28 protein-coding genes and 2 pseudogenes are annotated in these 25350 nt (G+C 63.0%); 14 read left to right on the top strand and 16 right to left on the bottom strand.

Annotated elements, in window-relative coordinates; genetic code table 11:
• Positions 1-110: 110 nt before the first annotated feature.
• Together D8Y22_RS08470 and D8Y22_RS08465 are read right to left on the bottom strand one after the other, a co-directional pair.
• Complete coding sequence (locus tag D8Y22_RS08470) at positions 111-1640, bottom strand: TrkH family potassium uptake protein (RefSeq protein WP_141464276.1); 1530 nt, start codon at positions 1638-1640, stop codon at positions 111-113.
• 132 nt (positions 1641-1772) lie between these two features.
• Entirely contained in the window at positions 1773-2039 is a 267-nt protein-coding gene (locus D8Y22_RS08465) for a hypothetical protein (protein ID WP_141464275.1), read from the bottom strand.
• A gap of 266 nt (positions 2040-2305) precedes the next feature.
• On the opposite strand from D8Y22_RS08465, the gene hisB reads away from it, so the two are divergent.
• The gene (gene hisB, locus D8Y22_RS08460; RefSeq protein WP_141464274.1) at positions 2306-2899 is read left to right on the top strand and encodes an imidazoleglycerol-phosphate dehydratase HisB; all 594 of its coding nucleotides are present in this window, start codon (positions 2306-2308) and stop codon (positions 2897-2899) included.
• Between the two features lie 32 nt (positions 2900-2931).
• Here the strand turns inward: hisB and D8Y22_RS08455 are convergent, their stop codons facing one another.
• Positions 2932-3813 carry a prolipoprotein diacylglyceryl transferase gene (locus tag D8Y22_RS08455; protein ID WP_141464273.1) on the bottom strand — a complete coding sequence of 294 codons (882 nt, stop codon included), beginning with the start codon at positions 3811-3813 and terminating at the stop codon, positions 2932-2934.
• Positions 3814-3907: 94 nt separating this feature from the next.
• On the opposite strand from D8Y22_RS08455, the gene D8Y22_RS08450 reads away from it, so the two are divergent.
• On the top strand, positions 3908-4411 hold the full coding sequence (locus D8Y22_RS08450; RefSeq protein ID WP_141464272.1) for an amino acid-binding protein: 504 nt from the start codon (positions 3908-3910) through the stop codon (positions 4409-4411).
• A gap of 27 nt (positions 4412-4438) precedes the next feature.
• Here D8Y22_RS08450 and D8Y22_RS08445 read toward each other — a convergent pair whose 3' ends face one another.
• Entirely contained in the window at positions 4439-4840 is a 402-nt protein-coding gene (locus D8Y22_RS08445) for a DUF7522 family protein (RefSeq protein ID WP_141464271.1), read from the bottom strand.
• A gap of 170 nt (positions 4841-5010) precedes the next feature.
• On the opposite strand from D8Y22_RS08445, the gene D8Y22_RS08440 reads away from it, so the two are divergent.
• Positions 5011-5619 carry an IMPACT family protein gene (locus D8Y22_RS08440; protein WP_141464270.1) on the top strand — a complete coding sequence of 203 codons (609 nt, stop codon included), beginning with the start codon at positions 5011-5013 and terminating at the stop codon, positions 5617-5619.
• 66 nt (positions 5620-5685) lie between these two features.
• Here D8Y22_RS08440 and D8Y22_RS08435 read toward each other — a convergent pair whose 3' ends face one another.
• The 3 genes from D8Y22_RS08435 to D8Y22_RS08425 form a co-directional block, all read right to left on the bottom strand.
• The gene (locus tag D8Y22_RS08435) at positions 5686-6339 is read right to left on the bottom strand and encodes a hypothetical protein (RefSeq protein ID WP_141464269.1); all 654 of its coding nucleotides are present in this window, start codon (positions 6337-6339) and stop codon (positions 5686-5688) included.
• A 72-nt stretch (positions 6340-6411) separates the two neighbouring features.
• On the bottom strand, positions 6412-7158 hold the full coding sequence (locus D8Y22_RS08430; RefSeq protein WP_141464268.1) for an SDR family oxidoreductase: 747 nt from the start codon (positions 7156-7158) through the stop codon (positions 6412-6414).
• Between the two features lie 83 nt (positions 7159-7241).
• Positions 7242-8825, bottom strand: a complete 1584-nt coding sequence (locus tag D8Y22_RS08425; protein ID WP_141464267.1) for a carboxypeptidase M32 — start codon at positions 8823-8825, stop codon at positions 7242-7244.
• Between the two features lie 215 nt (positions 8826-9040).
• On the opposite strand from D8Y22_RS08425, the gene D8Y22_RS08420 reads away from it, so the two are divergent.
• The 4 genes from D8Y22_RS08420 (at position 9041) to D8Y22_RS22830 (ending at position 10581) form a co-directional block, all read left to right on the top strand.
• Positions 9041-9280, top strand: coding sequence for an antitoxin VapB family protein (locus tag D8Y22_RS08420; protein ID WP_141464266.1), 240 nt, complete (start codon positions 9041-9043; stop codon positions 9278-9280).
• On the top strand, positions 9216-9671 hold the full coding sequence (locus D8Y22_RS08415) for a PIN domain-containing protein (RefSeq protein ID WP_246084381.1): 456 nt from the start codon (positions 9216-9218) through the stop codon (positions 9669-9671). The genes D8Y22_RS08420 and D8Y22_RS08415 overlap by 65 nt, the downstream gene beginning before the upstream one ends.
• A 101-nt stretch (positions 9672-9772) precedes the next feature.
• The gene (locus tag D8Y22_RS08410) at positions 9773-10129 is read left to right on the top strand and encodes a hypothetical protein (RefSeq protein WP_141464265.1); all 357 of its coding nucleotides are present in this window, start codon (positions 9773-9775) and stop codon (positions 10127-10129) included.
• A 62-nt stretch (positions 10130-10191) separates the two neighbouring features.
• A complete protein-coding gene (locus tag D8Y22_RS22830) occupies positions 10192-10581 on the top strand; it encodes a zinc ribbon domain-containing protein (protein ID WP_246084380.1) in 390 nt (129 codons plus the stop codon).
• Positions 10582-10584: 3 nt separating this feature from the next.
• On the opposite strand, the gene D8Y22_RS08400 is transcribed toward D8Y22_RS22830, so the two are convergent.
• The 3 genes and pseudogenes from D8Y22_RS08400 to tnpA all read right to left on the bottom strand — a co-directional run bounded on the left by D8Y22_RS08400 (position 10585) and on the right by tnpA (position 14093).
• A complete protein-coding gene (locus tag D8Y22_RS08400; protein WP_141464264.1) occupies positions 10585-11721 on the bottom strand; it encodes a M20 family metallopeptidase in 1137 nt (378 codons plus the stop codon).
• Between the two features lie 53 nt (positions 11722-11774).
• The gene (locus D8Y22_RS08395) at positions 11775-13412 is read right to left on the bottom strand and encodes a globin-coupled sensor protein (RefSeq protein WP_141464263.1); all 1638 of its coding nucleotides are present in this window, start codon (positions 13410-13412) and stop codon (positions 11775-11777) included.
• Positions 13413-13643: 231 nt separating this feature from the next.
• Positions 13644-14093 (bottom strand): annotated as a pseudogene (tnpA, locus tag D8Y22_RS08390) (IS200/IS605 family transposase).
• Positions 14094-14188: 95 nt separating this feature from the next.
• Here tnpA and D8Y22_RS22315 point away from each other — a divergent pair.
• The 3 genes and pseudogenes from D8Y22_RS22315 to D8Y22_RS08375 all read left to right on the top strand — a co-directional run bounded on the left by D8Y22_RS22315 (position 14189) and on the right by D8Y22_RS08375 (position 15818).
• Positions 14189-14332, top strand: a complete 144-nt coding sequence (locus tag D8Y22_RS22315) for a hypothetical protein (protein ID WP_174811806.1) — start codon at positions 14189-14191, stop codon at positions 14330-14332.
• A pseudogene (locus D8Y22_RS08385) lies at positions 14329-14508 on the top strand (RNA-guided endonuclease TnpB family protein); the annotation flags it as partial. The gene D8Y22_RS22315 and the pseudogene D8Y22_RS08385, both read left to right, overlap by 4 nt.
• Positions 14509-15017: 509 nt before the next feature.
• Positions 15018-15818: a helix-turn-helix transcriptional regulator gene (locus D8Y22_RS08375; protein WP_141464261.1), complete on the top strand. Its 801-nt coding sequence runs from the start codon at positions 15018-15020 to the stop codon at positions 15816-15818.
• 3 nt (positions 15819-15821) lie between these two features.
• Here the strand turns inward: D8Y22_RS08375 and D8Y22_RS08370 are convergent, their stop codons facing one another.
• Positions 15822-16385: a hypothetical protein gene (locus tag D8Y22_RS08370; protein ID WP_141464260.1), complete on the bottom strand. Its 564-nt coding sequence runs from the start codon at positions 16383-16385 to the stop codon at positions 15822-15824.
• A gap of 92 nt (positions 16386-16477) precedes the next feature.
• Here D8Y22_RS08370 and D8Y22_RS08365 point away from each other — a divergent pair, with 92 nt between their 5' ends.
• The 3 genes from D8Y22_RS08365 (at position 16478) to D8Y22_RS08355 (ending at position 20347) form a co-directional block, all read left to right on the top strand.
• Entirely contained in the window at positions 16478-17257 is a 780-nt protein-coding gene (locus D8Y22_RS08365; protein WP_141464259.1) for a methionyl-tRNA formyltransferase, read from the top strand.
• A 58-nt stretch (positions 17258-17315) separates the two neighbouring features.
• Positions 17316-19202, top strand: coding sequence for a PINc/VapC family ATPase (locus D8Y22_RS08360; protein WP_141464258.1), 1887 nt, complete (start codon positions 17316-17318; stop codon positions 19200-19202).
• A 305-nt stretch (positions 19203-19507) separates the two neighbouring features.
• Positions 19508-20347 carry a DUF7344 domain-containing protein gene (locus tag D8Y22_RS08355; RefSeq protein WP_141464257.1) on the top strand — a complete coding sequence of 280 codons (840 nt, stop codon included), beginning with the start codon at positions 19508-19510 and terminating at the stop codon, positions 20345-20347.
• A gap of 102 nt (positions 20348-20449) precedes the next feature.
• On the opposite strand, the gene D8Y22_RS08350 is transcribed toward D8Y22_RS08355, so the two are convergent.
• Positions 20450-21109 carry a metal-dependent hydrolase gene (locus D8Y22_RS08350; RefSeq protein WP_141464256.1) on the bottom strand — a complete coding sequence of 220 codons (660 nt, stop codon included), beginning with the start codon at positions 21107-21109 and terminating at the stop codon, positions 20450-20452.
• Positions 21109-21747 carry a hypothetical protein gene (locus D8Y22_RS08345; protein WP_141464255.1) on the bottom strand — a complete coding sequence of 213 codons (639 nt, stop codon included), beginning with the start codon at positions 21745-21747 and terminating at the stop codon, positions 21109-21111. Before D8Y22_RS08345 ends, D8Y22_RS08350 begins: the two co-directional genes overlap by 1 nt.
• Before the next feature lie 160 nt (positions 21748-21907).
• Between D8Y22_RS08345 and D8Y22_RS08340 the strand changes: the two genes are divergently transcribed.
• Complete coding sequence (locus D8Y22_RS08340) at positions 21908-22819, top strand: NAD+ synthase (protein ID WP_141464254.1); 912 nt, start codon at positions 21908-21910, stop codon at positions 22817-22819.
• Positions 22820-22829: 10 nt separating this feature from the next.
• Here the strand turns inward: D8Y22_RS08340 and D8Y22_RS08335 are convergent, their stop codons facing one another.
• The 3 genes from D8Y22_RS08335 to D8Y22_RS08325 all read right to left on the bottom strand — a co-directional run bounded on the left by D8Y22_RS08335 (position 22830) and on the right by D8Y22_RS08325 (position 25135).
• The gene (locus D8Y22_RS08335; RefSeq protein ID WP_141464253.1) at positions 22830-23243 is read right to left on the bottom strand and encodes a hypothetical protein; all 414 of its coding nucleotides are present in this window, start codon (positions 23241-23243) and stop codon (positions 22830-22832) included.
• A 58-nt stretch (positions 23244-23301) separates the two neighbouring features.
• Complete coding sequence (locus D8Y22_RS08330) at positions 23302-23595, bottom strand: MarR family transcriptional regulator (protein ID WP_141464252.1); 294 nt, start codon at positions 23593-23595, stop codon at positions 23302-23304.
• A gap of 358 nt (positions 23596-23953) precedes the next feature.
• On the bottom strand, positions 23954-25135 hold the full coding sequence (locus tag D8Y22_RS08325) for a DUF5305 domain-containing protein (RefSeq protein ID WP_141464251.1): 1182 nt from the start codon (positions 25133-25135) through the stop codon (positions 23954-23956).
• Positions 25136-25350: the final 215 nt, after the last annotated feature.

Raw genomic sequence — 25350 nt, 5'->3', positions numbered from 1 at the left:
GCCGTCCGGGTCGCGGGTGCGCCGGGAATGACGTACAGTAAACCGTATGAGACGGATTGCTGTCCGTCGGTACCGGAGCACTCCCAGGGCGGTTCCTGGTCGCTCCGGTGTCACGAGCGCCAGAACGCCGGCGTCAACAACACGAGTACGGGAATGATTTCGATGCGACCGACCCACATCATGACAATCATGACGGCTCGCGAACTGGCGGGGAAGCCGGCGTAGTTGTCCATCGGGCCGGCCATGCCGAAGGCGGGCCCGATATTCAGGAAGATCGAGGCGGCCGCGCCAAGAGCTTCGAACTCGGTTACGAACGTGCCCGCTCGAGCGGCGTCGACGACAAGGAAGACGGTGAGTCCGAAGAAGATGACGATGGCGAGCATGACGTAGGCGAAGATGTCGTTGACGGTGTCTTCGTCGACGACGCTGTTGCCGAGTCGGATCGGCCGGACGGCCTGAGGATGGACCGAAATGAACAGATTTCGGCGGAAAGCTTTGAGGACGACCAGCCAGCGCAGGGACTTGATCGAACAGGTGGTGCTCCCGGCCATGCCACCGAGGAACATACACAGGAAGAGGGTGTGTTGGGCACCGGGCGTCCAGAGGCTGAAATCGGTCGAGGCATAGCCCGTCGTCGTCACGATCGAGGCGACGTTGAAGATGCCGTGACGGATCGTCGGCTCGAGGCCTTTTTCGATGTCGGGGTCGAGCACGAGGATGGCGACGACGACGGCACTAAAGAAGACGAGCGTTCCGAGGTAAAACCGCAGTTCCTCCGACTCGAGGGGGCGTTCGAACTCGCCCTGGGTGAGGTAGTACAACAACACGAAGTTGGTCGAGCCGACGATCATGAAGGGAACGATCGCCCACTGGACGATCGGCGAGAAGGCGGCGACGCTGTCGGCTTCCGGTGAGAAGCCGGCCGTGGCGACGCTCGTCAGCGCGTGGGAGACGGCGTTGAACAGCGACATGTTGGGGGCGACACCCAGTAGATGGAGCACGTAGAAGATCACGGCCGCGAGTACGGTGATACCGACGTACAGGCTCCAGAGGAGCCGTGCCGTGTCGCCAATGTGTGGTTTGAGTTTGCGCACGTTCTGGGTCTGGGTCTCGGTCTCCATCAACTGGGCGCCACCGACCATCAGGTGCGAGAGCAACCCGATCGCGACGATCAGGATTCCCAGCCCGCCGAGCCACTGGATGAGCTGTCGCCACAGCAGGATCGAGCGGGGCTGGGTGTCGAAGTCCCAGCCGTTCATCACGGTCGCACCGGTCGTCGTCAACCCGCTCGTGCTCTCGAAGAGGGCGTTGATCGGACCGTTGATCAGGCCGGCGAACGCGGAGTTGCCACCGCTTGTAAGTCCAACGAGGAAAAACGGTATCGCGCCGACGACTGCAACCGCGAGCCAGGTCAGCGCGACCATCAGAAACGACTCGCGCTGACCGAGTTCGGGATCGTCGTGCAGTTGCTCTAAGACGAGCCCGACCGCCGCCGTGACGACGATCGCCGCCAGAAACGGCGTCGGATCAGTGCTATCGTAGAGCGCGAGGACGAGTGGTACTGCAAGCGGCACGGCCAACCACTTCAGAACCGTGCCAGTCAGACTACAGCTCGAGCGCCAGTCGACGCGAATCGTCACGAGTGCCCCTAGCTGTGGGCGGGACCAAAATATACTGTTCGCTGTCTCGCAGTACGGACGGGGTGGGCGGTGGAAGGGAACGAGCGCTCACGAAGACAAATTGGAAACTGCGAGGCCAGCGGAGACAACGCCTCACCCCTGGTTGTGTCCGTGGCCGGCATACAGCGCGAGGACGTTGATCCCGAGCAGTGCGAGAAACGTTGCCGTGACGGTGGGGTCGCCGAGTCCCTGTGCGAGCAGCGGCAGGTGGACGAACGGGAGGGCAATTGCGATCCAGAAGGAGAGAAACTGTGCCGGGCCTTTGAGCGAGCGAACGAGCGGATGGCGGTCGGACGCTTGGCCTGACTCGCGACTGGATGGGGCGATCGAGTCGTTGGAGAGCGGGGAGTGGTTCGACATGGGTCGGTTCACCTCTTCTTGTGCAGTACATTCAGCCAGTACATCATATAATGGCTCGAACATTGGCGCTGTTTCGGTCCGTTTTACTTGACTCTCTTCAAAATCAGAATGTTTTGCGACTCTTTTAGACCCAATTAGACCTTTTATAACTCCATCTAAGGGCGCTTCGTCGAAGTCGGTCATCTCGGTGTTGTTCCGAACTGGCAGGGCGCGATGGCCGAGCGACGAGCGCAATCTCCTTGTGTCGCTGGTGCGACCGAGTGGATATGACCGACCGAGCGGCGACCGTCACACGCGAGACGGGCGAGACGACGATTGAGTGTACGTTCGCGGTAGACGGCAGCGGCGACGCCGACGTCGAGACCGGAATCGGCTTCTTCGATCACATGCTGACGGCGCTCGCTAAACACGGCCTATTCGACCTCGAGGTTGCCTGTAACGGCGATCTCGAGATCGACGATCACCACAGCGTCGAAGACGTCGCGATCGTGCTCGGCACTGCACTGGACGAGGCGCTCGGCGACCGCGCGGGGATCGTCCGGTACGCAGACCGACGCGTGCCACTGGATGAAGCCGTCGCCGGCGCAGTCGTCGACGTCAGCGGTCGGCCGCGATTTTACTTCGACGGCGCGTTCTCGCAGGCACAGATCGGCGACTTCACGAGCGACATGGCGAGACACTTCGCGGAGTCGCTCGCGATGAACGCCGGACTGACGCTCCACCTCGCGGTCGAGGGCGAAAACGCCCACCACGAGGTCGAGGCGCTGTTCAAGGCACTTGCGCGGACACTCGACAACGCGACGAAAATCGACGACCGACGCGAGGGTGCCCCGAGTACGAAAGGGACGTTAGACGAGTAGTAACCAGTTCTACTCCGAAAGCTCTCGGCGGATCAGGATCGGTGTAGTTTGCCGCCGCGTTCGTCGAACTCGTCGTTGGCGATGGCGTGGCCGACGATCGCTTCGGCGTCGTCGTCCTCGAGGTCGTAGGCACCCGCGGCGAGTTGTTCGACGGCGTCGCGTTCCATCGGGAACTCGCGGTTGCGAAGCAGTCGAACGACCTTGCCGTAGGCCCGTGGCGGTCGCGTCGCCGGTTCGGTAGCCGATTGGGTCGCTGTGTCGTCAGCGTCCCCGTCTCCATCACCGTCGTTCTCGAGTGTCGTGTCCGTAGACTCGGTTTCTTGGCGGTCATCGCTCCCGTCGCTCGCCGGTTCGGCTTCGTCGTCGGCGGGCGACTCGTCTCGCTGCTCGAGCAGTTCGGTGTCGGTATCTGCGACTCCGTCGACCGACGAATCCGGCGTGTCGTCGGTATCGGCCTCGGCTACCTGCTTGGGGGTCGACTCGGCGACGTGCTCGGCGGCGGCCTCGGGTTCGTCGCCGTTGTCGTCGCTGGATTTCGATCGGGACGCAGTGCTCGAGTCGGTACCGGGCGGTGTCGAACCGTCCGAATCGGGGTCGCCGGCTGCCGTCGTCGCATCGAACGTAATCGCGTCGTCGGTGATCGCGTCGGTCTCGGATCCGGCGTCAGTCTCGGTGGCCGTCGCGGACCGGGACCGTGTTGGGTCAGCCGCCGACGCGGCGCTGGCTCGCGTCTGCCCGTCCCCGAGCACGCGCTCCAGAAGCGGTTCGAGCAGCGTCTCGAGGCGGTCGCGACAGCTCTCACAGAGGAGCACGCGGCGTTGTTCGTTCTCGGACGGCTCGAGCTCGGCGGGGACGACTTCGAACGTGCCGATCGCGTCGGCGTCACAGAAGTCACAGGTGCGGAGTGGGCGCATATCGGGGTCTGGACGCGAACAGGTAAAAACGTCCGTCAGACGCCGATGTCGACCACCGCCCATTATACGACCGGGGGCGTATATGCGCCAACGAATGTTCGACGAAATTATGGAGAAGTTCGAGGGGTCTCCGAGTCAGCAGGCGGTGATTCGTCTGTTGCTCGAGCGGGGCTTCTCGGTCAACGACGAGGGGCGAGTCGTCTCCGGCGGCATCGAGATTCCAAACACCGGCATCGCTCGTGAGATCGGCGTCGATCGCCGGGTCGTCGACTCGACGACCGACGTTATCCTCGAGGATCCCGAGTTGCGGCGGATCTTTCAGAACATCTCGCAAGTGCCGAGCCTGATGGATTTAGCGCCGGTTCTGGATCTGACCGTCCTCTCGATCGCCGTCGACGATCCGGAGCGCGAAGGAATCGTGTCGACGGTTACAGGAACGTTGGCCGATAATGGGATTTCGATCCGACAGACGATTAGCGAGGATCCCGAGTTTACCGACGAACCGCGGCTGTATCTGATCACTGACGAACACCTCCCTGGCGACGCGATCACCGAGCTCCGCGACCTCGAGTTCGTCCGCAAAATCGAATTACAGTAGGGCCGGCCGGCGACGAATCGGTTTCGATCACTCGCCGCCGACGATCATCACGTCGTGGTCCTCGAGGACCGACTCGAGGGCGCTCGTTAGCTCCTCGAAACGCTCCATCGACATCGGGTCGGTGGTTACCCAGACGCCGTGGTCGTTCCGGATGACGCGGCTCAAAAAGCCGTTTTCGAACATTCGGATCGTCGCCCCGTACTCGCCGAGTTGGGTATTCCGGTAGGCAGACTGAGAGCGAAAGCCGAGACGTTCGTGTTCGGCGAATCCGACGAGGTCGGCCGTTCGATCGAGATCCGATCGAAGGTAGAGCTGTTCGACGTCCTCGTCGGTGAAGTAGGTGATACTCCGGAGCTCGTCGCCGACCGTCGTTCGACAGATCGAGAGCACTTCGTCGGCAAGTTCCGTTTCGATGGCTTCGCCGTCCATGTGTTGCTATACCACGCCCAGGTTGAATAGCCTACTGGACGTGGCAAGACGGCTCGAGTTCGATGCGGTGGCGAGGACGGCGCCTGCAGCGTACGGTAAGTAGCAGACCGATGGGCTCATTTCCGACGTCGCTGTAGGGCAGGTATGAACGACGGCCGTGGTGACAGTCCGTGAGCCGGAGCTACCGCACGCTTGCCGAGCCCGCCAACGCGGCGTTCGTCGTCCAGGGATCGGAGTTCGTCGGCCGCGCCCGTCCCGTCGAATCCGTCGCGGCGGCCGAAACGTTCGTCGAGACCGTCGCCGAAGCGTACGCCGACGCGACCCACAACGTCCCCGCTTACCGCGTTCGAGCCGACGCCGACGGCGAGCTCCTTCGGGAGTACTCGAGCGACGACGGCGAGCCCTCGGGCTCGGCGGGGAAACCGGCGTTGAACGTACTCGCCCAACGAGAGATCGAAAACTGTGCGGTCGTCGTCACCCGCTACTACGGCGGCACGAACCTCGGCGTCGGCGGGCTGGTCCGGGCCTACGCTCGAGCGGTCAAAGACGCCGTCGACGCCGCGGGAATCGTCGAGGAACGGCCCCACGAGCGCGTCGTCGTGACCGTCGACTACGACGATTCCGGTACCGTGCGTAGCATCATCGAGAGCGAGGGCTACGAGTTCAACGCGAGCTACGAGGCCGACGTGTCCTTCGACGTTCGCGTCCCGCTCGAGGGAGCCGACGCGTTCCGGGACCGCCTCCGCAGCGCGACGAGCGACCGCGTCACCCTCGAGTAGCCACTCCTCGGGACCGTCGTCTCACCGTTCGTCGTCAGTACCGGCGTCGTCGAGGTGTCCGTCGTCTCACCGTTCGTCCTCGGGGCTGTCCGTCGTCTCCTCGTCCGAATTCCTCGCAGCGTCTTCGCCGGCATCGGTCGTGTTGTCCTCCTCGACGACGGTATCGTCGCCGCTGCCGATCTCGAGGTCGTCCCGCTCGCGTTCCCCGGTCTCGGTATCGATCTCGAACTCGGTGACGCCGTCGTCGATCGCACGATCGTCGTCTGCGGACGTGGCGTCGCTATCGTCGATGTCGAAGGCGTCGGTCTCGAGTTCGTCGCCGTCGACGCCGACGCTGCCGTCCTCGATCTCGATGACGACCCCTTCGGTGGCGGACTCGATGCCGAGCAGGCTGTTGGCCCCTGACTCGACTTCGCGGTTGACCGCCCAGGCGAACTGGAGAACGGCCTCGAGGTCGGCCCCGGCCCTCTGAACGCCGCGCTCGGCCGACAGTTCGCCGAGGCTTCGTGCCCCTTCGGGGTGGAGATACTGGATCGGATGCTCGGTTGGGACTTCCCGCAGGTCGACATCGAACGACCAGAGATAGGGCAGGAGCTGGATCGCGTACCCCTTCGGTTTCGGTGCGCGACGACCCGCTGCGGTCAGCGCAACCTGCAGCGCCGACGATCCGGCGTCGGTGTCGTAGTAGATGCCGGGTGTACCCGGAATGGAGACTCGCATACCCGGCTCGAGGGATCTCGCGATTGAGAGTGTATACCCGGCAGGGCCACGCCCGTTTTATCGGGGCCGAAATCAAAAGCCGTCGGCGAACTTGTCCCGGCGGTTGACGTCGATCTCGCTGATGCTCGAGCCGGTTCTGCTCGCGGCGAAGCGGATCGCGTCGGCGACTTCCTCGGGTTCGCTGACCTCGCCTTCGTCGAAGTGGTCCGCGAAGGTCGTCCCGTCGCTCGCTTCGAACTCCGAGCGAACCTCCGCGGGGTTGACGACCGTGACGCCGACGCCCTCGTCGCCGACCTGTGCGGCGACGCTCTTTGCGAAGCCACGAACCCACCACTTCGAAGCGGCGTAGATGGGGTTGAACGACCGCGGATACTGGCCCGCAAAACTCGCGACGAAGATCAGGTGGCCGCCGCTGTCGCGAACGTGGGGAATCGCCGCCCGCGTCGCGTAGAAGACGCCATCGACGTTGGTCTCCTGCATCGTCTCGTACTCCTCGGTCGCCATCTCCTCGATGCGGTGACCCCGTGAGAGGCCGGCGTTGTTTACCAAGACGTCGATCCCGCCGAAGCGCTCGACGGTGTCCGCGATCAGCGCGTCGACATCGGCTTCTTCGCGGACGTTCGTCGGCGCGACGAGCGTCTCGACCCCGTAGTCGTCCTCGAGTTGGCCTGCCCGGTCGGCGAGTCGATCCTCGCTCCGGGCCGCGAGAACGACGTTCGCCCCGTCGCTCGCGAGCGCGTGACAGGTCGCCGCACCGATTCCCGCACTCGCGCCGGTGACGATCGCCGTCTTCTCCTCGAGGGTGTCAGTAGCTGTCATAGTACGTGGGGATGGGCGGGCCAGCACCGTGGGTGTTTCGCACTCGGCAGTCTCGTCGGTAGAACGATATCGATCCGTCGAGGTCAGTACTTCTCGAGCTCGTACAGTTCGCCGTACTTCGACTCGACGTACTCGAGGAACGGCTCGGCGGTGAGCTCCTGTCCGGTCGCGCCCTCGATCAGGTCGGGCGTGGTGTATCGTTTCCCGTGCTGGTGGACGTTCTCGCGGAGCCAGCCGTTTATCGCGTCGAAGTCCGCGTTCCGGATGTCGTCCGCGAGATCGCCTCGCGGCTCATCGCCGCTCGGCGTTTCCGAGGCGCGTGGCGCCTCGCTCCCGAGGTCGTCTTCGGCGGTGTCGTACAGCTGTGCGGCCAGCACGGAGCCGAGTGAGTACGTCGGGAAGTAGCCGAAGGAGCCGTGAGACCAGTGGATGTCCTGGAGACAACCCTCGGCGTCGGTTTCGGGGCGGACGCCGAGGTACGCCTCGTACTTGTCGTTCCAGACCTCGGGGACCTCCGCGACCTCGAGGTCGCCCCGGATCAGGTCGCGTTCGATCTCGAAGCGGATCACGATGTGGAGGTGGTAGGTGAGTTCGTCCGCTTCGACGCGGATGAGGTTGTCGTCGTGGACCTGGTTGGCGGCCTCGTAGGCTTCCTCGGGCGTCACGTCCTCGAGTTCGGGGAACCGCTCGCGGGCGATCGGCAGGAAGTGCTCCCAGAACGGCTGCGATCGGCCGACGTGGTTCTCCCAGAGTCGGGACTGGGACTCGTGGACCGAGAGGTCCCGCGCTTCGCCAAGCGGCGTGGCGTAGCCCTCGTCGGGCAGGCCCAGGGTGTAGTTCGCGTGCCCGAACTCGTGGATCGTCGAGGTGATCGAGCCGAGCAAGTCGTCCGCCTCGAATCGCGTCGTCACGCGGGCGTCGAACTGCGTCCCCGAGGAGAACGGATGTGGCGCGGTGTCGAGCCGACCGCGGTCCCAGTCGTAGCCCAGCGAATCGAGCACGTCACGCGCCAGCGCCTCCTGATCGTCGTCGTCGAACTCCCCGGCGAACGCGTCGGTCTCGAGGTCGGCGTCGCTGTCCTGTACTGCATCGATCAACGGGACGAGGTTCTCGCGCAGGCGCTCGAGGACGCGTTCTGCGGTCTCGAGGTCGATGTAGGGTTCGTACTCGGCAAACAACACCGCGTAGGGATCGGCGTCGGGGTCGACGTGGTCGGCGTACGCCCGCTTCAACGCGACCAGTTTCTCCAGCGTCGGCGCGAAGGCCTCGAAGTCGTCGTTTGCCTTGGCCTCCGTCCAGGCCGGGTGGGCGTTGGCGGTCGTCTCCGAGATTTCGGCGACGAGTTCCTCGGGGACGCTCGTGGCCCGATCGTACTCGCGGCGAATCTCGCGGACGACCGCCGCCTGCTCGTCGGTGAGGTCGTCTGCCTCAAGGTCTGCGAGCAAGTCGCCGGTTTCCTCGGCCGTCAGAAGGTCGTGGCTGATCGAGGACAGCGTCGAGAGCTGTTGGGCTCGAGCGGGGGTCCCAGCCTCGGGCATCACGACTTCCTGGTCCCACCGCAAGATACCCGCGGCGTTGCCGACGTTTCTGATGCGTTCGACGCGCGATTCGAACTCGTCGTAGGTGTCGGGCTCGGCCGCCTCCTGTCGGGACTGATCGGTCGCCATCTGTGGCGCTACTACCGTCGGCAATCGTATCAACCTCGTGGTTCCGGGAGACTCGAGTCGGGCCCTCATACGGTTTACTGTAAGTCATTGCCGGCGCAACTGCGACCCGGGCGGCGGTTGCGCCGGTAAATCGTTACAGCAATCCGTATCAGAGGCGATCACAGACGAGTCGACCGAACCGAAAGCCGAAGTAGCGCAACCGCGAACGTCGATGTATGGGGACATCGGACGAACAGATCCCAGTCAGCGATCGAGTCAAGCGCGAACTCGAGCGGCGGAAGCGACCCGACGAGAGTTACAACGACGTCCTCGAGCGAGTGCTGGGTGACGCCGAGGCCGACTTCGAGGACGGGTTCGGGATACTCTCGGACGAGCAGGCCGATCGGATCCGTGACGAGCGCGAAACCGCGAAAGGCGACCGGAAAGATCGGCTGCAACGGCTCGACGACGCATGAAGGCCCTCGACGCAAATTTTCTCATCGACTATCTCGAGGCGACCCAGCCACGGAGACGTTTTACAAGCAACAGGGTGGTCCCAAGGAGCACTGGAGTACGCCCACACCAGTCTACGCCGAGGTCCTCGTCGGCGTCGGGAATCTCCCGGACGGTGATGTCGAACAGGCCATCGACGCGCTCGCGTGGGTAGATGTCGTCGATGTCGATCGCCGGCACTCGATCGAAGCGGCACGGATTGCGGACGAAATCGGACCGGAGAGACCGTTCCTCGACGGTATCGACGCGATCGTTGCTGCAGTCAGTCGCGACCTCGATGGGACGGTCGTCTCGATCGACAGTGGCCTCACGCACCCGGCGACGAAGACCGTCGTCGACGTGGAAGCGTACTGATTCGACAGGCCAATGCAGTTATCGCGATCGACCAACGACCGAGCCCCACAGTGGAGATTGCAAGCCATGGTGTATTCTCCCTCGTTGACGGCTCGACTAGTATGGTCCTCGCATCAGCGATCGTCTTCGTCGTCAGTCTGTTGATCGGCGCGCTCGGCATCTACCTCGGAGCGCGGGTAATCGTCGGCGCGGACGATTACGACCACGCCATCGTCACCGCCTTGATCGGGGCGGTGATATGGGCCGTCGTTGGCTTCTTCGTCGGATGGATCCCGCTTCTGGGGCCGCTACTCGCGCTGCTGGCCTACGTCGCGGTGATCAATTTCCGGTACCCCGGCGACTGGACCGCCGCGGCGATGATCGGCGTCGTCGCCTGGGTGACGGTCCTGGTCGTGCTCTACGTCCTCGCCGCGGTCGGGCTCACCGGCTTCGAGGCGGTCGGCGTGCCCGGCGTCTAACGATCGATACCAGTCGCGAGGCGGACCGATAGTATATCCGACTCGATCCCCAACTGCAGACGATGGGGCTCTTCGAAAATCTGGGGCGGAAAGTCGGACAGTTCACCCACGAGGCGAAACGCGCGGCCGCCGAAGAGCGCAGCGACGCCTGTAGAAACTGCGGTGAACAGGTCGATCCAGCACAGGACACGTGTCCGAACTGCGGCGAGACCGTTACCGGTCGAGAGAACGTGAGCGAGAAATCCGAGCCGGCCGACGAATCCGAGCCGACCGAAGACGGCCAGGAGAACGGCGGTGGCGAGACAGGAGCGGAACGACCGGCCGAAACAGAGACCGCTGGCGAGGACGAGTCGCCGGCGACCGTCATCGAGGAGGCCGAATCCGAGGACCAGTCGGCTGACGACGAAACCGAGACCGATTCCGATGCCAGTACCGACTCCGATCCAATCTGACGGCTACAGCCAGCCCTCTGCGACCCGCCGATAGGTCTCCCGGCACCGCTCGAGCGCCTCGATCGAGACGCTCTCGTCGGCGGTATGGGCCTCGCCTGGCTCTGCAGCGCCACAGATCACGCAGTCGGTGCCGGCTCGCGCGAGCCAGCCCGCGTCGGTCGCGTGGGGCTTGGTCACGAGCTCCGGCGAGCCAGATTGAGCGGCGTCGGCGGCCTCGAGAACGGCCTCGGCGAAGGCTTCGTCGCCACACCGCATCGGCGGCAGATCCTGATCGACGGTCCACGCGACTCCCTCGATCGACTCGACGCGCTCGAGGGCGGCGCGTTCGCCCGGTACCGTCCGCTCGTCTATCGTTAGCTCACAGTGATCCGGGACGACGTTCATCGCTGTCCCGCCCTCGATTTCGGTGACGGTGAGGCTACCCTCGAGGCGTTCACCGGCGACCTCGAGGGCCGGAATCTCGAGATTCCGGACGACCGCAACGGCGTCGGTCGCCCGATAGATCGCGTTTGTGCCGGCACCGACCTCGCTCGCGTGCGCGCGCTCGCCGCTCGCGGTGATCGTGCTACCCCGGCGGCCCTTGTGTGCGACGGCGACGTCGGTGACGCCCGGGCTCGAGTAGCCGGTCGACCCCTCGCCGACGACGGCGTACTCCGGCGCGAACCCCTCGTCGATGGCGTGGCGCGCCCCGACGCCGCCGACCTCCTCGCCGACGAAACTCGCGAAGGCGAATTCACCCGCCGACTCGGTATCGTCGGCGGGACCGCTCGAGGGGGCATCCACCTCCGCGTCCCGGAACGCAAGCATCGCGGCCGCGACGGCGCCTTTCATGTCTGCCGTCCCGCGCCCATAGAGGCGGCCGTCGCGTTCCTCGAGGACGTAGGTCGCCTCGCCAGTGTTCTCGTCGGCGCCCGCCGCGAGCTGTGTGGGTGCTGGCTCGACGACATCGTGGTGGCCCACGAGCGCGAGCGTCTCGCCGCCGGTCCCCGTGCGGGCGATGACGTTGCCGACCGCATCACGGATTACGTCGCTATCCGTCTCGCGGCGCAGCCACGCCTCGATGAAATCGCCCGCGGCAGTCTCGTCCTCGTGGCTCGCGATCGAGACGAGTTCGCGGGTCAACTCGAGTACACTCGACATGCGGGCGAGTTCATCCTCGAGGGTGTTCAGCGTTGGGCACTCGTCGATCCGTATCAGCCGATCCGTTCGTAGATCGGCGTTCGCGGTTGTGGTTCCTCGTCGGTCAGCCGGCCGACCGACTGGCTCACCTGTTGGAGGCTCGCGGTCTGTTCCTGGCTCGCCGCCGCGAGCGACTCCGCGGCTGTGGCGACGCGGTCGGCCGTCGTCGAGAGATCGTCGACCATGCCGGCGGTCGTCTCGACGCTGCGTGCCTGTTGGTCGGTCGCCGTCGTCACCTCGTCGATCCCCGCGGCGGTCGACCGGGCCGCCTCGTGGATTTCCTCGAGCGAGGTGACCGTTTCTCGCACACGATCCGTGCCGTCGTCGACCCTGCGAACGGTTTCTTCGGTCGTCTCGACCGTCCGTCTGGCGTCCGCACGAACGTCCTCGACGGCGTCTTCGATCGCCGCGATGTCGGCTTTCGTTTGGTCGGCGAACGAGCGGACTTCGTCGGCGATGACGCCCATCGTTCCGTCCGCGGCCTCCGACCGGGAGGATTCGATCTTCGCGTTCGTCGCCAGCATCGTTGTTCGATCGGCGACATCCTCGAGACGCTCGAGGATATCGTCGATATCGTCGGTGCGTGCCTCGAGGTCCGTCGCGGCTCCTTCGACGCGAGCGGTCGCGTCCTCGATCGCCTGGAGATCGTCCAGGGCGTCGTCGGCCGACTCGACGCCGGCCGCGGCGAGTCGCTCTGTTCGTTCGCTTTCCTCGCTGACATCGTCGGCGACGCTCGCGATCTCCTCGACGCCGGCGCTGATCTCGCTGAGTTCGCTCGCTGCCCGGCCGACGGCGTCGGCCTGCGTCGAGGTGTGTGCGCTGATTCGCTCGGCCCGGTCCGCGACGACCTCGCTCGTCTCGTGAAGTTCGTCGATCGGTCCCTGAACGTCGGTTTCGACCTCGTGTGCCAGTTGCTTTCGACGGTCGATCGAGCGCTCGAGTCGCTGTGCGTAGGAGTCGACGTAGGTTTCGACGGCGACCTGCATATCCAGATTGATGACTTTCAATAGCGCGAGTACGTCCCGAAGGCCGTCGTCGATCGCGCCCCGAATCGTCTCCTCGAAGGATTCCTCGAGAGTTACCTCGTCGTCACGTTCGGTCCCGAATCCAAGCGTCTCTGCGAGACCGCCGAGCCCACCGCGGTCGGATTGCTCGCGGTCGGTCGCCCACTCCTCGACGGCGTCGATGACCTGGTCCTGAATCCGTTCGTTGAGCCGGTCCAACAACAGATCGTAGTAGACGCCGTACTGCCCGACGTACTGTTTGAGCGGCATATCGAGCAGTTCGTGCAGTTTGCCGATGCGGGCCCGGTTCTGGAAGTACGACCGGTCGTAGTCGCCAGACGCCAACGAGACGAGATACGCACGCTGGGTCTGTTTGAGGGCGTCGATACCCTTGGGCGAGCGCTCGATGATCTCTCGGGTCCGCTCGTCGACGACCAGGTTATCGTAGAAGTCGTCGGCGATCGCTTCCTGATTGTCCCGTAACAACGGCTCGAGGTCGGCTAACCGTCGTGCATCGTCGTCGTCGAAGCCAATAAAATCTTTTCGCCAGGCGACATCCGCCTCGTCGAGACCGATGTTCGCGACGAGTTCCTCGACATCGACGTACTCGTTTAATTGCCCACCACCAAACGTCTGCTCGGGATGCATAGGGGAACCTGTTCGGCCATTAATTGAAGTAATTACGACTGTTCCCACAACGTGACATCCTCCGCGCCCTAAAGGGCGCGGCTTCCCGTACCGCAAGGTGGGATATTTGCCGGTCTACAGGCGGAGCAGGCCGAGTGCCTCGGGGTCGTTCGAAAATCGAAGATTTTCGTGATGACGAGACGCTTCGCGTCTCGAACCACTTGACCCCGAGGGTGAAGGCCGTAAGCCCCGCTAAACGTGTTCCGTGCGCTCGATATACTGCTCAATCGTGTCGGTCGAAACATCGCCTGCCGTCCCAACGTAGTACGATTCTTCCCAGAACCCACCGCCCCACAGGTAGTCTTCCAAGAACGGTTCGTGCTGTTCCCACATCTCCCGCGCCGTGATGCTCTTGACTGTTCGCACAATCTCGCTCGGTGAGTGCTTCGGGTGAGCGGAGACGAACAGGTGTACGTGGTCGGGCGAGATGTGGAGCGATAATATCTCGTAGCCGTACTTGTCGCACACGTCGCGGAAACTCGTTTCCAGCGAATCTTCGATTGGTTCGAGAATCGCGTGACGGTACTAAGCGGGATCTTCGATCCCGCGAGGTACGCAAAGCTTCGCTTTGCTTGACTTTAGACACCACACGAAGTGGTAGTTGACGTTGTACACCGTGTGGTTTGACCGCTTCTCGTCCATACCTGACAACACAACGACTAATCTAAAGTATTCTTTGAGACGACTCACAGACTACCACCAGTATACTATTAAGTGTGGATGAACAAGGGGTAGACGTGACGAAGCAACTCAAGGTATCCGACGCCGTGTACGACGAGCTTGACGAACTCAAGGACGAGGAGGGCCACACGAGTTTCGATAGCGTACTCCGCACGCTCCTCCTCCACTACCGTCACGTCCAACCTAACGACCAAGAATGACGGACGCACAGGCTCTCGTCAAGACGCTGGACTTCCAACTCAACATCCAGAGTGACAACGAGAGCCTGCTGTACGACGCCACGCTCGAAGCACGGTCGGTGTACAACGAAACCATCCGCCTCGCCAAGCAAGGCGTGGACTGGGATGACATTCCTGACCGAGTAGCCGGCGGCGCTTATCAGACCGATGGTGTCGTGGGAGTGTCCGACTAAACCACGGGAAGCCTCGGGGCTTGACCCCGAGGCGGTTCACAGCGGCGGACCAATTCGAGGCCATCACCGGATCGTCGTCGCTATTGCTTTGTGGAACGTAATAGGCGGGCGTTCGTGTCGGGCACGGGACGAACGCCCGTCGTGTCAGAGGCACACGCCACCATCGGTCGCACGAGGAAATAGCGATCGCGTCCAGCGCGATCGATCGAGCGGTCGTCGTGGCGCAGTGGGTGATAAATCGGATCCAACCCTTACCTTACCGGGTGAATGCCCATTCACCTCGTGAACATCGATACACGGTACGCGTTTCCCGGCATCCGATTCGCGCGTCGAGTCGGACGGGTTGTTGGAGCGTTTGACCGGCGGCCGCTGAACCTGCTCGAGCGATCACCGGTAACGAACGACACCAGTCCGTATCAATCGTTGTCGAGCCAACAGACGTATTGACGTTCGTCGAGAACCTACCGGCAGCAATGGGTTACGACTGGGGAACACAGCTCTTCTCGTCACCACACCGGCTCGAGTTGCTCCGCGAGCTTCGGTCGAACCCCGCGGATACGCAGGCGTTGACCGACGCCCTCTCGAGTTCCCGAGTGACCATCCAGCGCCATCTGAACCGGTCCTCCGAACTCGGCTGGGTTCGGAAAGTCGACGGCCGCTACGAGCTCACGCCGCTTGGCGAGCACGTCTGTGCGGCGACGACGGCGTTCGTCGATCGACTCTCGGTACTGCAGACCCACGAGGCGGTGATCGATTCGCTGGCGGCGATCGATCCGTCGTTCGACCCACTGTTGCTCACCGATGCGACCGTTTCGGTGGCGGATTCGAACAACCCGCACGAACCGATCATCCACTATCGGCGTGCGATGAACGAGACGACCACCGAGTCGATCCGCGGTATCCTACCGGTGTTCAGCGAACTGCTCGTCGAAGTCCACCGCGATATGCTCGCCGACGGCGTCGACACGGAACTGATCGCACCGAGATCCGTCCTCGAGAGCGCACCGGAGGACGCGCCCCACTCGTCGCAGTTCTCACTCTACGTGCTCGATCGACCGATTTCGTTCGGGCTGACGCTTACCGACGACGCCGCGTTCGTCGGTACCTACGACGATGGCACGTTCGTCGCCTGCATCGAGAGCAGCGAGCGGACGTTTCGCGAGTGGGCGAGCGACATCTACGACCGGTATCGCGAACAGGCGGTCGGGGTGTCTCTCGAGGCGCCCGTCGGCGAGAACCGCTCCGCACAATCCGGGCGCGATACCGTCGATTGACGGTCACTCGCGGACACGACCGATCCGGCCGTCAGCCAAACAGAACCGGTAGGCCCCGCCCAATCCCCGCCGATCGGTTAGCCGGAGGAACGTGTGTGGAAACGCACCGGGCAGCATCACGTCGGCCGTTCGGAGGGGTTCGTCCGGTAACCCACCGTCCTCACGGCGCCGCTCGGCGAGCGGTTCGAACGCCTCGCCGAACGATGGCGCGTGACCGGCCTGGTGCACCCGGACGACTCGAGGCGTGTACGGACAGAGGTAGACGTCGTCGCCGATCGTGTAGCCGCGCAGAAAGTCACCCTCGCTCCAGCGAACGAGCCCGCGCCAGAACGAGCCGCCGGTCGCCGCCATCCCAGCGCCGTGGTGGACATCGTAGCCACGGATGTAGCCGATCCATCCGCGTTCGTGTTCACGGACGACCGGCTCGTCGTCAGGCTCGCCGACCGGAACCGAGCGCTCACGACGGCGCATGACGGCGTTCCAAACCGTGATGACGACGATCGCAGCCACTGCGGCGGTAATTCGAACGACGCGCTCGAGATCGAGCCCTTGACTGTCAGCGGACATGCACGTCGGCGCACACCGTCGGCTAATAAGCCTTCCGTCGGTCCGGAGTTGTCGTCGATACAACTATCCCGTCGGCCACGAGACGACTGGGCGTGACCGTCTGGCTGTTTACGTCCGAGGAGCCGCTGTATCTGCCCAGGTACCTCGATCCGATCCTTCGAGAACACGCCGATGTCATCGAGCAGGTCGTCGTTGCGCCGCCTGCAGCGAGTTCGCTCGCAGTGCTTCGCTCCCAGTACGGACAGTTCGGACTCGTAAACGGACTTCGTATGGGAAGCCGGTTCGCTCGCGGGGCAGTACTCGGGAAACTCCCGCCCGCATGGCAACGCTACGCGACGGGACGGCTCCACTCCGTTCGGTCGGTCGCAGCGGACCACGGCGTTCCGGTCCGCTACGTCGCGGACGTGACCGACACGTCGTTCGTCTCGAGCGTCCGCGAGTCCGAGCCGGACCTGATTCTTTCGATCATCTGTGGCCAGCTGTTGGAGGCCGACCTGCTGTCGATTCCCGACCGCGCGATCAACGTTCATGGCTCCCTACTCCCGAAGTATCGCGGTCGGGCGACGGCGTTCTGGCCGCTGTACTACGACGACGACCGCACCGGGGTGACGGCACACCTGATGACGACCCGCTTCGATGCCGGCCCCATCGTCGAGCAGCGATCGTTTTCGATCGACGAGACCGACACGATGGACGATTGCTACCGGCGACTGGCGGCCGTGGGAAGCGATCTCGCGATCGATCTGCTCGAGAGACTGCCCGATCTCGACCTCGAGACCCGTCCGAACCCGATCGAAGAAGGGACGTACCGATCGGTACCCAGCGTCGAGCAGCGCCGGGCGTTTCTCCGTCGGGGCAACCGATTTGTGTGATCGGGACGCACAGATTCTTCCGCAGCCTTTTACGCGTACACACCCTAGCCACGCCTAAATGAACGTCGTGCCGGATACGAGCGTGGTCATCGACGGCCGCGTCTCATCGACGATCGACGACGGGCAGTTCGAGGGAGCGACGATTTCGGTGCCCGAAGCCGTCGTCGCGGAACTCGAGGCGCAGGCAAACGACGGGATCGAGAGTGGGTGGGACGGCTTAGAAGAGCTCCAGCGTCTCGCCGAGTTGGCCGAGGACGGGACGATTTTCCTGGAGTACGTCGGCGACCGTCCAAACGCCATCGAGCGCGGCCACGCCTCCGAAGGCGAGATCGACGCCCTGATTCGGGACCTCGCGGAGGAGCTCGAGGCGACCTTCCTGACGAGCGACATCGTCCAGGCCGAGGTGGCCCAGGCGAAGGGCCTCGAGGTCGAGCGCGTCTCGCCCGAAGTACGGGAGGTCGGCACGCTCACCGTCGAGGACTACTTCGACGAGGGGACGATGAGCGTTCACCTGAAGACGGAGACGGTCCCGATGGCCAAACGCGGCGAACTCGGCGAGATGCGCTACGAGGAGATCGCCGACGAACCGTTAGACGAAGCCACGATGGACGAGTACGCCCGTGAGGTGATCGACGGCGCGAAGGAGTCTCCGGACGGGTTCATCGAGCTCTCGGAGCCCGGAATGAAGATCGTGCAGTTCCGCGATTACCGGATCGCCATCGGTCGACCGCCGTTTTCGGACGGGATCGAGATCACCGCCGTTCGGCCGATCGCCCAGACCGACATCGAGGACTACGAGAACGCCGACGAGTTAAAAGAGCGTCTGCTCGAGCGCCAGCGCGGCGTCCTGATCTCGGGTGCGCCGGGCGCCGGGAAGTCGACCTTCGCGCAGGCGGTCGCCCGGTTCATTTCGGGACACGACTACTCCGTGAAGACGATGGAGAAACCCCGGGACCTGCAGGTCGGCCCCGAGATCACCCAGTACACCGAACTCGGCGGCGAGATGGCCAAGACGGCCGACGCCTTGCTGATGGTCCGACCCGACTACACCATCTACGATGAAGTCCGCAAGACCGACGACTTCGAGGTCTTTGCGGACATGCGGCTTGCGGGCGTCGGCATGATCGGCGTCGTCCACGCGACCCGGCCGATCGACGCCCTCCAACGACTCGTGGGCCGAGTCGAACTCGGGATGATTCCCCAGGTCGTCGACACCGTCGTCTACATCGAGGCCGGAGAGGTCAACACGGTCTACGACATCCGCACCGAGGTCAAGGTCCCCGCGGGCCTCACCGAGGAAGACCTCGCTCGCCCAGTGATCCAAGTGACGAACTTCGAGACGGGCGAGCCCGAGTACGAGATCTACACCTTCAACCGCCAGGTCGTCACGGTCCCCCTGAAAGACGAGGAGGGCGGCCCCGGCAGCGAATCCGGCGTCGACCGTATCGCCAAACAGGAGATCGAACGCGAGATTCGTTCGATCGCCCACGGCTACGTCGACGTCGCGCTCAAGAGTCAGGATCGCGCCGTCGTCTACGTCGAAGAGGACGACATCTCGAGTGTCATCGGCAAGGGTGGCGGTCGCATCACGGACATCGAGAACCGGCTGGGCATCGACATCGACGTCCGCACGCACGACGAGAACCCCAACTACGGGCCGGGGGCCGGTGGGGGCGCTGGGGCAGCGGGTGACGGCGGCGCAGGCGGTGGCGGCGGACAGGCCGCCGGCCAGATGGTCACGCCGGAGATCACCTCACGGCACATCGTCGTTCCCGTCGACGGTAACCACGGCGAAACCGTCGAGATCCAGGCTGGCGGCGATTACCTCTTCACCGCGACGGTAAGTCGCGGCGGCGAAATCCAGGTCTCTCGAGGGAGTGCAATCGCCGAAGAGCTAGAGCGGGCGATCGATCATAAAGAGCCGATCACCGTCGTTCCCTCGTAGCGCCATCTACCGCGAGTGAACGACGTGAGCGAGCGGCCGTTTTTTGGTGGAGATTTTTTCGAGGAGCGGTGAGCGCCCGGAGGGCGCGATCCCGACGAGGAAAAAAGGTCCATCGCGAGGAGCCGATCACGGTCGTTCCCTCGTAGCGCCATCTACCGCGAGTGAACGTCGTAACCGCTACTCACAACGACGGGTCAAACTGATAGTGTGTGACTAGTATCACATCAAAATAGAATATCACTCTGTCATCCAGTGACTGTAACATTACATTTCTATTAAGATGGTATAGCTGAGAGTCTTGAGCGATGGCTACACCGGAGGAACGAATCGTTCGGTTACTCTCGAATGGAACCAACCGAACAATCCTTCAAGTCCTCGATAGCACACCGCGAGCGCTGTCGGTAGCCGAACTCGCCGAACGGCTTCGTGGCCGGGCAGAGACGCCGTGGGGGACAGACGCCCAACTCGAGCGTATCCGACTCTCGCTGCATCACACGCATCTACCCCAACTCGAGGACGTGGGACTGCTCGCGTACGATCGCGAGTCGACGACGGTGTCGACGGTGGCCGGACGATCGGCCGATACCGAGTGGGGGAACCTCGAGGTACTCGACGAGTTTGTATCGACCGTCAACGACGAGACCACGTCCGCCGGTGGGCCCGTCGAGATACTCGAGGGTCGAGACGATATCTACGAGTACGGCCGCAACCTCGCGGACACGGCGACCGACGAGTTGTTTCTGATCTACACGAGTGACGAGTTGTTGGACGAGAACTGTTTGCCACACGCACAGCGCGCGGTCGATCGTGGTGTCGATCTCTACGCGGGGGCAAAAAGCGACGAAACGCGCGAGTTTTTCAGCGAGCAGTTACAGGAGGCGACGATCTGGGAGCCGCAACTAGATTGGATGAACCGACGGACGAGCTATCCGACGATCAGTCGACTCATCGTTGCAGACCGCCAGCAGGTCGTCGTCGGTCTCTGGGACGAATCCACCGACGGCACCAAACGGGAAGTCGCGATGGTCGGTGACGGGAGAACGAATCCGCTGGTAGTGCTCGTTCGCGAACTGCTCGGACCGCGACTGGACCATCTCGATTATCAGAGCGAGCGGTTTCTGGACGATCTGCCCTTCGAGCCATAGCTGTACCCGTCAGTCGTCGACTCGAGCGGGAACGTCGCAAGACGAACCTCGAGCGACCCGCACGTGATGGGGGCGCTATCGCCCCAGTCAGTTCGTCAGTGCTCACTCCGAATCACGGTTTTGCAACCGGCGAGCGATCAGGACGAACAGTCCGGTGAGTGCCAGGTACAGCTCCCAACCGCGTTCTGCAATCGGCAGCAAGATCGGGTCGTCTGGCTCGGGATCCTCGGACAGTTCGACCGGGTTCGCGACGTGGGTGTCTGCGGTGGTTCCCACCGCGCCGACATCGGCCGTCTGCTCGCCAGTTTCGGGATTGGTCTCGAATTCGACGAACGTCTGGATGACGCCGTCGGCCGTCGACACCAGGAGTTCGCCCTCGAGTCTGAAAAACCGGTCGTAGACGGGATAAAAGACGTTGATCCCCTCGAGGTGGGCGTAATCGAGCAGGATGTGGGCGAAAACGTGGACGAAGAGGACGACCCAGGCGACGCGGATGCCCCCGCCGCCGAAGCGCTCGCGGAGCCACGACCGTTCGCGATAGCAGGTGTCCCAGTAGACGACGATACCGGCGAGAATGGGAATCGTCAGGTTGTGCAACAGCGCCCGGTGGGCGCCGTCCATCCACGGGCCGACGAGCGTGTCCGCCTCCGGGAGCGTAACGACGACGAGCAAGATGGCGAGTGTACGCCGGTCGTACGCGCCCTTGAGCAAGCCTGCGGCCAGCAGGAGGGCGAATCCAGCGTGGACGACCGTCGACGGCATTATCGCTCCTCCCAGAGCCGCACTGCCAGCGCGGCCACGGTTGCGACGACGACGATCAGTTGCCAGCCCGTCTCGACCAAGTAAAACTCGCGTTCGACACCAGTCTCGAGGCCGGTTCCGGGTGTCGGATTTACCCACGTCGCGACGTGGTGATCGGCGGTCGTTCCCGGAGACGCCAACCACAGGAGATGCTCGCCGCGGTCGACGAACGTGAGGATCACGCCGTCCTGGCTCGAGAGCAGAAAGGAACCGACGACGGTGTAGAACCGATCGTGCAGCGGGTACAATAGGTTCACGCCGTCGGTGCTGAACAGCTCGGGACCGATACCGGCGACGACGAAAGCCGCGAGTGCGACCCAGGCGACGCGACTGCCGTACCAGCCGTAGCGGTCCTCGAGCCACGAGCGGTCACGAAGGCGGGTATCCCAGTAGAGGAGACCGAACGCGAGAGCAGGCACCAAGAGCGTATGCAAGAGCGCGTTCGTCGCGCCCACGACAACGAGACTTGCGGCCGCATCGAGGTCCGGGAGGGCGGCCGCGAGCGCGACGAGGAGGATCGAGCGTCGGTCGAACGCCGCACCGAGCAACGCGAGTCCGACGAGGACACCGAGAGCGACGTTGACGATCATCGGTGCCATGCGGGGCAGATAACCGCGCCTCGAAATAAACATGTCGACGGTCGGTTCGACGACCGACCTGGCTGTTGAATCTCGCCCCATGACACGGTTTGTCAACCAATATGCCGATATAGGGCGACGAATGTTTTATAGTTATCGAGATAGTTGGTGGTATTGTTCGATGAGTACTGATAGTAGGTCATTCGTCTATTCGGAGTCCATCAACGATCGTGAGCCGTTCATTACGGACCGAGCGCGCCTCGAGCGCGTCCGAGCCGAGATCCTGACGGCGATTCGAACGGCCGTCGAGGATGCGAGCGCTGATGGTGTCGTCGTCGCCATGAGCGGCGGACTCGACTCGACCGTCACGGCCGCATTGGCCGTCGAAGCGCTCGGTAGCGACAGCGTGATCGGTCTCGGATTACCCTGTCACAAAAGCGATGGTGCGGCCGTCAGCGACGCGCGAACGATCGCGGACGGTCTCGGGATCGAGTTCCACGAACTGCAGTTGCAACCGTTGCTGGATTCGTTCGAGGAGACGGTCGTTTTAGACCCCGAACCCGGCCAAGACGAGGCTGATCGACCGGACGAGCGAAGACACGAACGCGGGAACGCGGTGTCACGGCTGCGGATGTGCTGTGCGTACTACGTCGCGAACCGCCGTAAACGACTCGTGCTCGGCACTGCGAACCGGTCGGAACTGTTGTGCGGCTATTTCACCAAGTACGGTGACGGCGCGGCTGACATCTATCCGATCGGCGATCTGTACAAGACGGAAGTACGGGCCCTGGCTACACGCATCGGCATCCCACGGCGAATCGTCGCCAGAGAACCGACAGCCGGCTTCTGGGCTGGTCAGACTGATGTCGACGAACTCGGTGCCCCCTACGACGTTATCGATCCGCTCTTACGACGACTCGTCGACGACGACCAGACACTCGCCGATGCGACCGACGCCCTCGAGATCAACCGGGAGACCGCTCGATCGATCGCCTGGCTCGTCGCCGAGACCGAGCACAAACGGCAGTCTCCGCCGACGCCAGCCATCGGGACTCGAGACACGTATCAGCACCGAGACGACCAAGTTCGGTAGACTCGGACCGCTATCGGCCTGCTTCGTCCCGATAGAGTTCCGGATTCCGCCACCAGAACAACCCCCACGATAGCACGAATCCGGCGACCATCGCCGCGATATCCGCGATCAGACCGGTCGCGCCGAGATCGGTGAGCATGACGAGCGCGATCGACGACCCTAACGCTGCTCCGACGAGGACGAAGACGACGTCGCCGAAGATCCGTTCGCTCCGGTGCTCCCAGTAGTGTTGGCGATCGTCGTCGTACCAGACGCCGATATAGATCAACACCGGAGCCATTCCGGTGATGACGGTAATAACGAAATATTCCTCGTGAAGCCCGGCTGGGCCCAGTACCGCGTAGTTGAGCATATTTGCAACGGTTGCGACGACGAAGAGGCCAACAAGCAACCATCCCCATCGTGGCAGCAGCTCTTTGTCCATGTCTCTGGTGGGTCACCCAGCCGAAATAATCCTGGCGCTCGCGGTCGACCCGGCCGCGTTACTCGGCACAGCAGGCGTCTTTCTTCGGTGCCTCTTCGACACCGTTGCCGTCAGCTGCAACCGGCTCTTTGAGCCGATAGAGACTCTGCCGTGCGTCTGCAAAGTAGATATCCTCGTCGACGATACCGATCTCCTCGAGTCGCTCGAGTGCGTACCGAACCGTTCGTGCCGATAACATCGACTCCTCGACGATCTGTTTTTGTGTCAAGGGACCATCGTACTCGAGCACTTTGAAAACGAGTTTCGCGCTCGGTGGCAGGTCTTCGATCTCCTCCCCGTCGGTGTCTACCATGTTACGATTCGAAAACCCCCAGCAGTATAAAAGTTGAGCCATATAATCGCTCGTGAATAGCTATAATGTAAGGATATATAGACAGAAAAATGGTTCAGAACGTGCTCTAGGGCACTATCGCGACTATTTAACTGGTTAGTCAGATTGTGCAGTCACCGGTCGATATACTGTCGAATACCCTCCCGCGTGCAAAATGTACTTTTCACGACAGTGCGAATCGATACTCGAGCGTGGCTACGTGGACAACGCAAGAACAAGCACCTGCACTCGAGGGAGGACACAGCCAGTTATCGCTGATTCCCAGCGATCGGCCCAGGGCGTCGGTCGCTGCAGGAACGATCGTTTCCGTCTGTAAGCGTCACAGTTGTTCCCAGACATCCTCGTCGTCGAAGGCATTTTCCTCGTCGGGGGCTGCGAACTCGTCGCTACCCTGGAATTCGGAGAGTTGGTCGGCTGGAGATGGCTGATCGGTGTCGACGACCTGTTGGTTTTTCGAGAACCCCATCTCGGGCCACGTCGTCTGTTCCCAGGTACCGCGTTCGCTGTAGTAGTAGACGATATTGCCGTTGACGACCGCGAACAGCCCACGCTGGGCGTCGTAGACGACTCGTTCGTTGGTGTCGATCGCGACGTCGACGACGTCTTCTAACGTATTGAGCGACAGGTGGTGATCGCCGATCCACATCGGGATCGATCCCAGCGAGATCCACTCGGCGTAGCGCTGCTCGTGGACGCGCTGGCGCGCCTCGTCCTCGTCGACGGGAAGCCGACGCTTCGTCACAACCGCGCCGGCGAGCGAGAGCGTCCCGACCAGTGACAGCCCACCGATGACTAACGGATGTCGCGACTGGGTCGTCCGTTCGGTACCGGTTCGGTGTGCGTTCGTATCGGACACGCTCAGCGGCTCGGCCAGCCAGTACGCGTTGTCGTCAACGTCGATCGTCGTCGTCGCCGTCTGTGCTCCCTCGTGGGTCTCGGTTTCGTAGGTGACGGCAAGGTCCAGGTGGATGGCCACGTCACCGATCGTCCCGATTTCCTCCTCGAGCTGGCGCTGGCGCTCGACCAGCGACTCGATATCGATCGTCGTCGAGGACGCACTAACGCCGTCTTCGACCGGTCCGGTCGACTCGAGTTCCTGATTGCTCTCGTTCCAGAACGCCTCGCCGTCGCGAGTCGCCTCGAGACGGACCGTCAATTCGTGTGTGACCGTCCCATCTTCGATCGGCGTCCGTTCCGTTTCGTTCGTCAGCTGCGTCACCGGTTGGACCTCGAGTTCGGGTGACGCCCCGAGTACGTACACAGGACTGTTCGAGAGCTGGTCGCCCTCCTCCCAGAGACTACCGCCGTCGACGACCGATGCACTCGTATGGACGTCCGTCGTCACCGAATGTTCGGCAAACTGTGGGCTCGTCTCGGTTTCCGGATTGGCGACGGCCCAGCCGGTCGCGCCGATCGCCAGGACACCGAGGACCAGGAGTACGATGACGACGCGTCGACCGTGCGTCGCGAGTACGAGATCGAGCCGCGGATTATCGAGCATTCGTATCCACCCCATCGTCTCACTGTCGTCCCGAGGGGTCCCTCGAGATGCGTGCCCCCAAACACATCGATGAGACGACGCGTAATTGAGTCAATGGCGTCGATCACTATAACAATAGTGGCTTGGGGACGAATTTTACACAACGGTGCAACGATATAGTGATCGTCCTGTCCGAGTGGATTTTGTCTCGACCCCACAACCTGGTTTGGGTGGGA

The sequence above is a fragment of the Salinadaptatus halalkaliphilus genome (assembly GCF_006543045.1).
GTDB classification, from domain to species: Archaea; Halobacteriota; Halobacteria; order Halobacteriales; family Natrialbaceae; genus Salinadaptatus; species Salinadaptatus halalkaliphilus.
The sequence above is the reverse complement of the archived record's forward strand: the minus strand, read 5'-3'. Positions and strand labels throughout refer to the sequence as shown.